We start from the raw sequence: 11,878 nt of genomic DNA on the forward strand, positions 1-11,878 counted from the left end.
TGAGGGTCGCTTAGCAGGGAACCAAGCGATCTGATGTAGAGGCAGGAAGCGGCATGAGGAGAGCCGAAGTCATCAGAGACTTGGCCATAGTGGGTATGGAAAACGGTAGGGGGAGGGGCCGTGAAGCGTAGACGACACGAAAGAGCGTCTGAACAGTAGGGATGGCTCACCCTTTAAGCAGTCAGGCACGACCGCCCAAAGGATGTTTTTACGTAATAGGCGTCAATCCACGATGTAGAGCTTGGCGCCTGTCTGGGTGGAGGAACGGTGCGGTTCGGCATTGTCGGCCACATGATAGGACTGGCCCGGCTCCAGGGTGAAGCGACGTCCGTCTTCTAGTTCTGTCTCCAGCGTGCCTTCCAGGCACAACAACATATGGCCTTTTACACACCAGTGATCGGCCAGATAACCGGGGCTGTATTCCACCATGCGTACGCGAATGGGGCCAAATTGCTGGGTGCGCCACAAGGCCATGCCTGTTTCGCCTTTGTGTTCAGTGGGAGTAATGTCGGACCAGTTAACGGTGCAAAAGGGTAAATTCTGAATATCCATGCTCGTGGCTCGCTTGAAGGGATGATGGTCATAGTAGGCCTGTTTGCGGGGCCTGGTTTGTCTCCTTAGTATTTTGTCTTGATACAGGCAATTTCAATTTAGAAATTTGCTGACGGCACAAACGCGTAAAGATCAGGAATACTCGCGCTCAACAGGGGCTCTTCATGGCTCTTGTATTAATAAAAGGGGAAGCGTATGAGTCTGTCTCAATCATTATTATCTGCACACCATCGTCGACGCTGGAGCGTGTTGGCCGCTGCCTTCTTGCTATCGGCGTGCAGTAGTTTGCCTGAGCAGTCGGCACAGCGTGAGGCGGTATTGGCCTCAGTACCGCAAACAGCCTCAACCTTGGGTACGCAGTGGGGAGAGGGGCGCGAGTCACGAGCCTACGCTGTTCCAGCCCAACGCGTCGAGCCGCAGCGCGATGAGCTGCAATTGGCTTATTCCGATGAGCGCAGTATTCGCCAGGCGTTGGGACAGAACCTGGATGCCCAGCGCAGCATCTTGCTCGATCAAGGCAAGGTGGAGCTGTCTATCCATGATGGACGCGACAGGCCTTTGACTATTTACAGCCGCATTGGGCAGAAGAACTATCAATTGGCAGGCAAATCAGGCGAGCGTTACGTCCTGGTCTATACCAATCGCAGCGCGACGCCTTATGAAATCATTGCCACGGTAGATGGTCTGGATGTCTTGTCGGGAAAGGCGGGTAGCCGCAGCCATAATGGCTATCTCTTGCAGGCAGGGGCCGTGTTGCGCATCGAAGGCTTTCGTAAAAGTGCTGATGAAGTGGCGGCGTTTCGTTTCTCTCTCAAGGATCGGGCTTATGCCGCAAACAGCCTGGCGGGTGATACACGCAATATCGGTGTGATCGGTACGGTGCTTTACGAAGTGCGCCCGGTGACTCCGGCTCAACCTGCCGTGCAGTCGCCCAATCCTTTTCCTGCCGATAAGAGCGGTGGACACTACGCGCTCCCACCACGGTACTAAGGCTTGATCGTTTCTTTCTTTTGATTGGTATGAGCGCTCTTTTCATCGCGGTTCAGTTCGAACAGCACTGAGAGAGGCTGCGGGGTGGTCAAACATCCGTTTTAGCGGATCTGTCATTAAGGCTGGGCTAAAATCGCTTTTTCAGTTGTGTTCTTGGAGAGGGTATCGACATGAGTGGCTCTTTTACTTTTGTGATGGTGTTAGCGTTTCTGGCTGTGGTCGTGGTGATGGCAGGGGTCAAAGTTGTGCCCCAGGGCCAGCAATGGACGGTTGAGCGTTTTGGTCGCTACACCCGCACTTTGACGCCAGGCCTGTCTTTGCTGGTGCCTTTTATGGACCGCGTGGGCCGCAAACTCAAAATGATGGAGTCTGTGCTGGATGTGCCTTCACAAAGTGTGATTTCCCGCGACAACGTGGCTGTGACAGCGGACGGTGTGGTGTTTTATCGTATCGACAATGCGGCCCAGGCAGCCTATGAAATTGATCACCTGGAACTGGCTATTGTGAATCTGACGACCACGAACCTGCGTTCGGTTCTGGGTTCGATGGAACTGGATCATATGTTGTCCAACCGCGAAGTCATTAACGATCGTTTGCTGGCGGCAGTGGATGCGGCCACCACACCTTGGGGAGTGAAAGTCACCCGTGTGGAAATCCGCGATTTGAATATGGCGCCCGAGTTGCAAGAAGCCATGAATCTGCAGATGACGGCAGAGCGCCATCGTCGTGCAGCCGTGACCAAGGCCAGCGGCCAGAAAGAAGCGGAAGTGCTGCAAGCCGAAGGTGAAAAGCAAGCGGCCGTATTGCGTGCTGAAGGTGAAAAACAAGCCGCTATTTTGCGTGCCGAAGCACGTGAGCGTGAAGCCGAGGCCGAAGCCCGTGCAACCCGCGAAGTGTCTGACGCCATCAAGAGTGGTGACGTTCAGGCCTTGCAATACTTTGTCGGCCTGAAGTACGTGGAAGCCTTGCGTGATGTGGGTACGGGTCCTAACAGCAAGCTGGTGCTGATGCCTTTGGAGGCTAGCGGCATTACGGGTGCGGTGGCGGGCGTGACCGAGCTGCTCAAGACCACCGGCAGCAAGCTGGGACAAAGCTAAGTGAATAGCTGGGGGAGCTGATCTTGTCGTTCATTTTTGATTCCTTCTGGTATTGGTTGGTGTCTGGCGTCGTGCTGATCGCTGCCGAGGTCGTGATCTCCGGTGTCTATTTGCTTTGGCTGGGTCTGGGAGCCTTGACGGTGGGCTTGTTTGCGGCTGCCTGGCCGGATGCCCCCAACTGGTTGCAGTGGTTGATTCTGGCTGTTGCCATGCTGGGATGGGTCGTGGTCGGTGTGCGTTGGCAGCGACGCAGCCGGGCCAATCAGCCTGACATTGTCAATACCGGCTTGAGTGCTTACGTTGGCGCCCATGCGCAGGTCAGCGAAAGTTTTGTGAGTGGCCGTGGGCGTATTCGGCTTAACGATAGTTATTACAGTGCCACTGCGACCCAGAATCTGGAACAGGGCGCTGCAGTTGTGGTGTTGGCAGTGGACGGCGCTGAAATGCGTGTTCAGGCTGTTGAGCAAGATAAATAGTAGGGTGTAAGAACAATGATGAACAATCGCTACGGCAAGCTGGCTTCCTTGGTGTATCACCTGGACAAGCCGGTAGGACGCTCTTTCGGGGATGTGGAGTACTACCTGGAGCGTTTGCATGGCACAAGCGGGCCAATTCTGGAGCCCGCAGTAGGCACAGGCCGCATTTTGATTCCCTTGCTGCAAGCAGGGCTGGATGTCAGCGGCTTCGATCTGTCCCAGGAAATGCTGGATTACTGCCAGCGTGAACTGGAACTGCGGTCTTTGAACTCGCCGCTTCAACTGGCAGGGTTTACGGATTTCACGGCAGATCGTCTTTTGGAGGCGATCGTGGTGCCGGCCGGCTCTTTTCAACTACTGGATTCGTTTGAGCAAGGCATGGCCGCGCTGCGCCGTTTTCATGCGTGCTTGAAGCCAGGTGGACGGCTGTTGCTGGATCTGGACCCGGTGGCGGCGATTGTGAATGTGCAGCCCGGAATGCGGACCTGGTCGGCACCGCCGCATGGGCTGATTACCCTCAATGCCACTGCTCTGGATAAAGATTACTGTGCCCAGGTAAGCCGTGAAATGCATCGCTACGAATTATGGGAGCATGGTGTCTTGCTGGAAACCCAACTGGAACAGTTCTCGCTACGTTGGTGGGGCGTTCAGGAACTGCGCATGGCGCTGGAGCAGTTGGGCTTTGGTGAGATTGTTATCTCCGGCGGGTATCAGTATGGCAAGACGCCTCAGGATACGGACGGGATTATTTCCTTTGAAGCGCGCAAGCTGTAAGGCTGGGGCTGAGCTTGGTGCCAGTAATCGTATTAGTGTGGTGACTAAGGTGGGCACTGTGTCTGATAGGGACAAGGGTATAGGCCCATACGTGAATGCTGGTGCTGCACCAGCAATGACAGGGCCGCAAGCTGGATTCGGGTGTCGGGTTATTTCAGCCCTGTCCGCTTTCATACTGGCTCTACTGCCTGTATTCAGTCCCGCCGCACAAGGGCTGAGCCTGACGCAAGATGAGCAAGGCTGGGTTTATGTGAATGAAAAGGGCGCAGCAGTGTTACGGCCCTTCATTTACGACAATGGCCCTGATTATTTTGAAGAAGGTCTGGCCCGTTTCGTCGCCAAGGGGAAGATGGGTTTTCACGATCAATCCCTGAAAGTCTGGATACCGGCGCGTTACGATTTCGCCTTTCCTTTTGTGCATGGTAAAGCCAAGGTTGGCATGAACTGCAAGCTCATCCCTGAAGGCGAGCACCGCTCGGTTCGCTGTCAGCATTGGGAAACCATTGCCAATCCTTTGACTGCATTACAAGATCAGCCTGAGAACTAGCCTGTACACAGTACACTGCAGGACAGAACATATCCGGAGAGCACGATGAAGAAATGGGGAATCTTGGGACTGGTTGGCGTTTTGTCTGCTTGCGCGAATCAAGCCTCGACACAGCCACCTGTGGGTATGGCCAACCCGGCTTCGGCTTATTGCGTGGAGAAGGGTGGGCGATTGGAGATCGTCAACACACCAACGGGGCAAGTGGGCATGTGCACCTTGCCGGATGGTACGGTGATTGAGGAGTGGGAGCTGATGCGTCGTGACCACCCTTCAGCAAAGTCCTGAAGCCAGAGAGTAAAAGCCAGCGAAAAGCTGGCTTTTTTGTCAGCGTTCGATGCGGACTTCAAAGTACGCTTCAGACTCGCCCAGATCGCGAAAGCCGTCACTCATGGCGCGCGTGGCAGCGGCAATCCATTTCTTGGCCAGGGCAATGTCCTCGCCGGATAACTCCGTCTCTGCCGTTTCTTCGGCCAATTGCCAGGCTCGATAGGCCTGGACCACAGCCTCCGGGCCTTGCATGACTTTTTCTAAGCTGCGGCGAAAACGCTCCTCAGCCTCGCGGCGGCCGCGTTCGGTGATATCGGAAGGAGCGTCGTGCAAAGTAATGGTATAGGACATGATGCTTCTTTTTTTTGCTGTATGAATGAACAGTAATTTAGCATGCCTTTTTATCTTGAGCCAGATTTTTGTGATATCTGCAGCATGAATTGTTAGTTCGCTTCTTTGACGTTTTTGTGCTGCTGGAACCAGGTCGCACGGTTGCTGGGCTCTGGCCGACTGCCCAGCGTTGATGTTCTACCAGGGACTACCCGTTCTAGCCCGTGGGTATACTGTTCCAAACAGATTTCCGCTCTCTTTTTTTCATTGCCGAGGTTCAGGGTGCAGCTTGTCGTGATTGGCAGTATTACCGTTGATATTGTGGTCTCTGGCATGCCAGCCGAGCTGGCGCGTGGCGACAAGCAGGAAGTGGGTTCGATCGACTTGTATCCGGGCGGCGGTGCACTAAATGCGACAGCCAGTTTTATGGAGCAAGGCGAGTCGGTTCGACTCTTGGGGGCGCTGGGTCGAGATGGCCTAGGCGGCTGTTTGCGAACCCATATTGAGCAACTAGGTATTGATGTCAGCAGTATGCAGCGTTGCCCTGATCAACCTACAGGTAAAGCCATTGTTCTGGTAGGGCCTTCCGGAAGTGCTTCGGTGCTGGCCCGACGAGGTGCCAATGCCTGCTTGCGTGTTCAGGCTCAAGATCTGCAAGCAGACTTGATCTACGTGGCCCCTGTTGCCTTGCAGCCTATGGAAAGTTTGGCGCAGGCCTTAGCTGAAAGAAGCGAGACGTCAGCTTGTTTGGTGGTCAATCCCAGTGTGGCTTGTTTGCAGCATCAAGGACTTGGATTTCAGCAAGTTTGCGCGCGTGCCGATGTGCTCGGTTTAAATGCAGTAGAGGCCCAAATGTTGGCAGGTGTTAAGGATACCGATATTGAGCTGGAATTATCCATTCATCAAGCGTGCGAGCTGGCCACGCGTTTGCAACATCATCCCCAACAAGCTGTGCTGATTACCTTGGGTGTGCAGGGGGCGGTATTGGCTTTTAATGGACAACATTATGTGCAGCCTGCCAGTAAAGTCATGGTGCGTTCAACAGTTGGGGCCGGGGATGCGTTTCTGTCCAACTTTGCCTTGGCCTGGAAACGGGGGCTGAAACCGCTAGAGGCCCTGGATTTGGCCAACCAGGCAGCGGCAGCAAGGTTGGAACAGTGGGCGGCCAATACGTTTCCGCCTATGTTCGGGCAAAGCGCGGATGACGTTCTGGCTTGGTGAGTATTGAATAAAAGAACACAGTAAAAACAATCGCAAAGGAAGGGGAGATGGCTGTCACTGTCATTATTGTCGGTTTATATCTACTGGTGATGGTTTTACTGGGCATCACACTCTGTCATACCCGTCCCAAGACATGGAAACGTGATACGGCTTTATTAATGGTTACGCCCTTGGCAGTCCCCGTGGTTTACGCAATTTTTACCGTCTTCAGTGGATAGAGCGCAGACGCGAAGTGTCTGTGCAGAGGCTGTTGTTCCATGTTGCGAGCTTGTTTGCTGCAGAAATACGCTCGTGTGGCTCGAGCCTGGTCTTTGTGTCTGTGCTGTACGGGATCTTGACAATCGTTGACTTCATGTTCTGAGGAGGGGCAGTTACCATGGTTTCAAGCTTGTTTTAGTTGAAATTTCAGGATGTGCGCCATGATTACTACCTTGAATCTGATCGATTATGTACCAGTGGTATTAATGCTGGCTGGTTGCGGGATCCTGGGCTTTATTTTGCTGTCTTTCTGTCTGCATCGCTCATAAATTGCGCCGGGCATTGTCTTACTTTGTCATAAAACCCGGTTACTTACGCGTGATTTCAACTTCTTCTTTTACTTAACGTGTTGCTTTTGCTGCACGCCTGCCATTGCTCACTTTTCCTATCTAACAAGTGTAGTAAGCTATTTCCACGATCTGTTTCGCGACCAGCGCCTGAAAGCTTTTTCTAGCTTGCGTTAACAGCAGACGCTGCTTGGTCAATCATCGTGTCAAATGACAAACCAGGCCTTAGCAAACATCAGGTCAAGGAGAAGGAAATCATGTTTTTCCGCTTAGTTTCTGCTTGTGCAGGCTCTTTGATGTTATCGGCATGCGCCAGCTCCAGCCAAACGAGCACTGCGCCAGCGACCCAGGCTAACTTGGCCTCGCTTTTTTGTCAGAGCATGGGCGGACAAACCATTGTTCACGAAAGTGAGCGTGGCGCTTATGGAACCTGTTTGATGAAAGATGGCTCGGAGTCTGAGGAATGGGCCTTTTACCGTAGCTGGTATCCCCGCATGGACTGAATTCTTTGCCAAATGTGGTTTTTTTGTGGTGATACCGCACCGCGATCGTGGGCGAAGGTGATAAACTTAGCCAATCAAATGTGTTATTTGGGAAGTAGAATCTTATGAACTCAACGCGAACTACCCGTCGGCAAGTCTAGCCGTGGCCGCGTAGCGTTTCGTTTGCTTTCCAAGAACGTTCAATTCAAAAGCGCGGCTTTTTCAAGGCCGCGTTTTTTATTTCAGGAAGTGTTATGGTCCGAATCACACTGCCCGATGGCTCCCAGCGAGAGTTTCAGGGCCCGGTTTCCGTCAGCGAAGTGGCGAACTCGATTGGTACTGGCCTAGGCCGTGCCGCCCTGGCAGGCCGTGTCGGCACGCCAGGTACCGAGTCGCGTCTGGTGGACACCTCGTATGTGATCGATCAGGACAGCCATTTGGCCATCATCACTGCCAAAGATGCGGATGGTCTGGATTTGATTCGTCATTCCACCGCCCACTTGCTGGCTTATGCCGTCAAGAGTCTGTTTCCGGATGCCCAGGTCACGATTGGCCCGGTGATTGACAACGGCTTTTACTACGACTTTTCCTACAAGCGCGCCTTTACGCCCGAGGATCTGGAAGCCATTGAGAAGAAAATGGCAGAATTGGCCAAGAAAGACGAAGTGGTCACTCGCGAAGAATGGCTGCGTGATGATGCTGTTGAGTTTTTCAAGAGTATTGGCGAGGACTACAAGGCAGAGATTATTGCCTCTATCCCGTCCAACGAGCCCATCAGCCTGTACCGCGAGGGCGACTTTATCGACTTGTGCCGTGGCCCTCATGTGCCATCTACTGGCAAGCTGAAAGTGTTCAAGCTCATGAAAGTGGCCGGCGCTTACTGGCGTGGCGACAGCAATAACGAAATGCTGCAACGCATTTACGGCACTGCCTGGGCGACCAAGGAAGATCAGCAAGCTTACCTGACCATGCTTGAAGAGGCCGAGCGCCGCGACCATCGTAAACTGGGCCGCGAGCTGGATCTGTTCCACTTCCAGGAAGAAGCTCCCGGTCTGATTTTCTGGCACCCCAAGGGGTGGGTGATCTGGCAACAGGTCGAGCAATATATTCGCCGCGTCTATCAGGACAATGGCTATCAGGAAGTGAAGGCGCCGCAAATTCTGGATTTGTCGCTGTGGAAGAAAACGGGCCACTGGGACAACTATGCTGAAAACATGTTCACGACCGAGTCGGAAAATCGTGTGTATGGCTTAAAACCCATGAACTGCCCCGGTCATGTGCAAATCTTCAACTCCGGTTTGCATTCCTACCGTGAACTGCCGATCCGTTACGGCGAGTTCGGTCAATGCCATCGCAACGAACCTTCGGGTGCCTTGCACGGCATGATGCGTGTGCGCGGTTTTACACAAGATGACGGTCACATTTTCTGTACCGAAGATCAGCTGCAAGACGAGTGCGCGGCCTTTACGGCTCAGTTGCAAGCCGTGTATGCGGACTTCGGTTTTACCGAGATTTTGTATAAAGTGGCCACTCGTCCTGAAAAGCGCATCGGTGACGATGCGGTCTGGGACAAGGCTGAACAAGCCCTGATCGAAAGCTTGCGCCGTACTGGTTGCGAGTTCGAGATCTCTGAAGGCGAGGGCGCTTTCTATGGTCCGAAGATTGAATACACACTGAAAGATGCCATTGGCCGTCACTGGCAGTGCGGCACTATCCAGGTGGACTTCTCCATGCCAGCGCGTTTGGGCGCCGAGTATGTGGATGCCCAGGATCAGCGTCGCGTGCCAGTGATGTTGCACCGTGCTATTTTGGGTTCTTTCGAACGTTTTATCGGCATGCTGATTGAAAACCACGCTGGTGCCTTGCCGGCCTGGTTGGCTCCAGAGCATGTGGTGGTATGCTGCATTTCTGAAGGTTCAGCTGATTACGCCCAGTCCGTAGCGCAAAACCTGAAGAAAATGGGGTTCCGTGCCTCCTCTGATTTGCGTGGTGAAAAAATCACTCGTAAAATTCGTGAGCACAGTATGCAAAAAGTGCCCTATATTCTTGTCGTGGGTGAAAAAGAGCGTGAAAATGGCGCAGTGGCCGTACGCGCGCGTGGTGGCGTGGACTTGGGCGTCATGCCAATAGCCGATTTTTCAGCACGATTGAAGCAAGAGATCGATAGCCGTCAGTAAAACAGAAACGCTATCGTTTTTATCGACATTTTTAGGAGTTTTCGACATCGCAACCGAGAAAAAACATCGCATCAATGGTGAAATTCGTATTCCAGAGGTGCGACTCATTGGAGTCGAGGGTGAGCAGCTAGGTATCGTCAAGGTGCCTGACGCCTTGGCAATGGCAGAACAACATGATGTGGACTTGGTGGAAATCGCCCCTACGGCTGCACCACCGGTTTGTCGTCTGATGGATTACGGCAAATTCCGTTATCAGGAACAGAAGCGCCAACAAGAAGCCAAGGCCAAGCAGAAAGTCATTCAGATCAAGGAAGTCAAGTTCCGTCCCGGCACGGACGAAGGAGACTACCAGGTCAAGCTGCGCAATGTGAAGCGTTTCATCGATGATGGCGATAAAGTCAAGGTGACTTTGCGTTTCCGTGGTCGTGAGATGGCGCACCAGGAATTGGGGATGCGTGTGCTGGAGCGGGTTCGCGACGAAGTCAGCGAAATCTGTCAGGTTGAAGCAATGCCCAAGTTGGAAGGCCGTCAAATGGTCATGGTCTTGGCGCCTCGCAAGAAAGCGTCCTGATACTTTTGCACGATGCTGCCTGGATCCGCCCAGGAGCATTATGCGTCGCTCGACTCACTCCCAAGTGGTGAGTCGAGCGCAATCGCCTTTGCAGCTCGGCTGCAAAGGCGTTTTTCTCTAGGTGTGATATGCACGTTTTATTCATCATTGATCCTTTGCCCAGCCTGTCGGCTTACAAGGATTCCTCCGTTGCCATGATGCGTGCATTTTTGGCGCGTGGTCATCGCGTCAGCGTCACATTGCAGTCTGATTTGTATATTTCCCAAAGCCGGGTTCGTACACGTAGTCAGGCTGTAAGCATTGCTGCCGATGCCGATTTGCGTGCGACTTCGTGGTGGACACACCCCGAACCTGCGACCGAGCAGGAGTTGAATGCCTTTGATGCGGTCATCATGCGTAAAGACCCGCCTTTCGATATGGAATATTCCTATTCCACGCATTTGCTCAGCTTTGCGCAGGAGCAGGGGGCCAAGGTCTTCAATTCGGGCGCAGCCATTCGTAATCACCCTGAAAAACTCGCGATTACCGAATTTCCAGAATTTACCCCACCCACTTTGGTCACCCGTGACATGGCCCGCCTGCGTGCCTTTCACCAGGAGCATAAGGATGTGATCGTCAAACCACTGGATGGTATGGGCGGCATGGGTATTTTCCGTCTGCAAGATCCAGAGCCCAATTTGGGCGCCATCCTGGAAACGCTGACGGCGAATGGTACGCAAACCATTATGGCGCAGCGCTACATCCCGGAAATCGTCAAGGGTGACAAACGCATCCTGATTATCGATGGTGAACCGGTGCCTTATGCCTTGGCACGTATCCCCTTGGCAGGTGAGACGCGCGGCAACCTGGCTGCAGGTGGTCGAGGGGTTGCCCAAGCTTTGTCCGAACACGACTGGCATATTGCTCGTACCCTGGGCCCTGTACTGGCCGCTCGTGGTTTGCTGCTGATCGGTCTGGATGTGATTGGTGACTACGTCACGGAGATCAACGTGACCAGCCCAACCTGTTTTGTTGAAATCACGGACCAGACAGGCTTTGACGTTGCGCAGCGTTTTGCCCAGGCCGTCGAACAAGCGACGGGACGCGCGTGATTCGCCTTGCCTTGATCATGCATGAGCCTCTGGCCAGTGCGTTTGCCAGTTGTGCCGAGCACGTCTTGGGTGAAAAGCCCGATCTGTTTGTCTTTGACATACAGGCCGACGAATGCACCGATACAGCGGTAGATCGCTTGCTGGAGCGGTTGCAAACACAAGCGCCGGACGCATTGGCCACGCTGATCCTGTGTGATCTGTACGGTGCCACACCCTTTAATGTGGCCCGGCGGGTTCAGCAAGCTTTGCAAGATCAAGGACAGGGCGCTTATTTATTGACTGGCACCAATATGTGTATGGTGTTGAAAGCCTTGACCGAGCGACGTGACAATCCTGAGCAGTTCGCCCAGGATGTCATGGCAGGCGCATTGCGTGGCATTGTTCACGCAGACTGCCATTGCTAATTTGAATGTTCATTTTCATTTTTCAGTTGCCCTTATGCCTAGCGTATCCATCACGATTAGTAATAAATTAGGTCTTCATGCTCGGGCAGCAGCCAAGCTTACTCAGTTGGCTGGCCGGTATCGTAGTGAGATTTTTATCGCGCGCGGATCTCAACGCGTGAATGCAAAAAGTATTATGGGTGTCATGATGCTGGCCGCCGGAATGGGGGTCACCGTGGTTATCGACGCTCAGGGCGAGGATGCCGACCAGGCCCTCAATGATATTCAAGCGTTGTTTGATGCCAAGTTTGGTGAAAACGAATAGGGAAGCAATCCATTCATGAATAGTGCAGCAGCTCGTACCCCGGCACCTGA

15 protein-coding genes are annotated in these 11,878 nt (G+C 53.4%); 13 read left to right on the forward strand and 2 right to left on the reverse strand.

Annotation, left to right across the window (positions count from 1 at the left end; genetic code table 11):
* Positions 1 to 222 precede the first annotated feature (222 nt).
* Positions 223 to 552 (reverse strand): DHCW motif cupin fold protein, encoded by a 330-nt coding sequence (locus OKX01_RS08425; RefSeq protein ID WP_094196567.1) that lies wholly within the window; start codon positions 550 to 552, stop codon positions 223 to 225.
* Between the two features lie 195 nt (positions 553 to 747).
* Here OKX01_RS08425 and OKX01_RS08430 point away from each other — a divergent pair, with 195 nt between their 5' ends.
* From OKX01_RS08430 to OKX01_RS08455, 6 genes are all read left to right on the forward strand, one after another.
* Positions 748 to 1,542: a hypothetical protein gene (locus OKX01_RS08430; RefSeq protein ID WP_264672776.1), complete on the forward strand. Its 795-nt coding sequence runs from the start codon at positions 748 to 750 to the stop codon at positions 1,540 to 1,542.
* 170 nt (positions 1,543 to 1,712) lie between these two features.
* Complete coding sequence (locus OKX01_RS08435; protein WP_094196568.1) at positions 1,713 to 2,639, forward strand: SPFH domain-containing protein; 927 nt, start codon at positions 1,713 to 1,715, stop codon at positions 2,637 to 2,639.
* 23 nt (positions 2,640 to 2,662) lie between these two features.
* Positions 2,663 to 3,115, forward strand: a complete 453-nt coding sequence (locus OKX01_RS08440; RefSeq protein WP_094196569.1) for an NfeD family protein — start codon at positions 2,663 to 2,665, stop codon at positions 3,113 to 3,115.
* Between the two features lie 15 nt (positions 3,116 to 3,130).
* On the forward strand, positions 3,131 to 3,889 hold the full coding sequence (locus tag OKX01_RS08445; protein WP_094196570.1) for a class I SAM-dependent methyltransferase: 759 nt from the start codon (positions 3,131 to 3,133) through the stop codon (positions 3,887 to 3,889).
* A 115-nt stretch (positions 3,890 to 4,004) separates the two neighbouring features.
* Complete coding sequence (locus OKX01_RS08450) at positions 4,005 to 4,436, forward strand: WG repeat-containing protein (protein WP_234354414.1); 432 nt, start codon at positions 4,005 to 4,007, stop codon at positions 4,434 to 4,436.
* A 45-nt stretch (positions 4,437 to 4,481) separates the two neighbouring features.
* Positions 4,482 to 4,721, forward strand: coding sequence for a DUF333 domain-containing protein (locus OKX01_RS08455; RefSeq protein WP_094196571.1), 240 nt, complete (start codon positions 4,482 to 4,484; stop codon positions 4,719 to 4,721).
* A 39-nt stretch (positions 4,722 to 4,760) separates the two neighbouring features.
* On the opposite strand, the gene OKX01_RS08460 is transcribed toward OKX01_RS08455, so the two are convergent.
* Positions 4,761 to 5,054 (reverse strand): hypothetical protein, encoded by a 294-nt coding sequence (locus tag OKX01_RS08460; protein WP_003800394.1) that lies wholly within the window; start codon positions 5,052 to 5,054, stop codon positions 4,761 to 4,763.
* A gap of 273 nt (positions 5,055 to 5,327) precedes the next feature.
* Between OKX01_RS08460 and OKX01_RS08465 the strand changes: the two genes are divergently transcribed.
* The 7 genes from OKX01_RS08465 to OKX01_RS08495 all read left to right on the forward strand — a co-directional run bounded on the left by OKX01_RS08465 (position 5,328) and on the right by OKX01_RS08495 (position 11,828).
* Complete coding sequence (locus OKX01_RS08465) at positions 5,328 to 6,254, forward strand: carbohydrate kinase family protein (protein WP_108727419.1); 927 nt, start codon at positions 5,328 to 5,330, stop codon at positions 6,252 to 6,254.
* A gap of 841 nt (positions 6,255 to 7,095) precedes the next feature.
* Positions 7,096 to 7,302: a DUF333 domain-containing protein gene (locus OKX01_RS08470; protein WP_257504845.1), complete on the forward strand. Its 207-nt coding sequence runs from the start codon at positions 7,096 to 7,098 to the stop codon at positions 7,300 to 7,302.
* A gap of 233 nt (positions 7,303 to 7,535) precedes the next feature.
* Complete coding sequence (gene thrS / locus OKX01_RS08475; protein WP_094196574.1) at positions 7,536 to 9,458, forward strand: threonine--tRNA ligase; 1,923 nt, start codon at positions 7,536 to 7,538, stop codon at positions 9,456 to 9,458.
* Between the two features lie 46 nt (positions 9,459 to 9,504).
* Positions 9,505 to 10,029 (forward strand): translation initiation factor IF-3, encoded by a 525-nt coding sequence (gene infC, locus OKX01_RS08480; protein WP_094196575.1) that lies wholly within the window; start codon positions 9,505 to 9,507, stop codon positions 10,027 to 10,029.
* A 128-nt stretch (positions 10,030 to 10,157) separates the two neighbouring features.
* Positions 10,158 to 11,120, forward strand: a complete 963-nt coding sequence (gene gshB / locus OKX01_RS08485) for a glutathione synthase (protein ID WP_094196576.1) — start codon at positions 10,158 to 10,160, stop codon at positions 11,118 to 11,120.
* The gene (locus OKX01_RS08490; RefSeq protein WP_264672777.1) at positions 11,117 to 11,524 is read left to right on the forward strand and encodes a PTS sugar transporter subunit IIA; all 408 of its coding nucleotides are present in this window, start codon (positions 11,117 to 11,119) and stop codon (positions 11,522 to 11,524) included. Before gshB ends, OKX01_RS08490 begins: the two co-directional genes overlap by 4 nt.
* Before the next feature lie 34 nt (positions 11,525 to 11,558).
* Positions 11,559 to 11,828: an HPr family phosphocarrier protein gene (locus tag OKX01_RS08495; RefSeq protein ID WP_094196578.1), complete on the forward strand. Its 270-nt coding sequence runs from the start codon at positions 11,559 to 11,561 to the stop codon at positions 11,826 to 11,828.
* Positions 11,829 to 11,878 lie beyond the last annotated feature (50 nt).

The organism is Alcaligenes sp. SMD-FA, assembly GCF_025960365.1.
GTDB lineage: Bacteria > Pseudomonadota > Gammaproteobacteria > Burkholderiales > Burkholderiaceae_B > Alcaligenes > Alcaligenes aquatilis.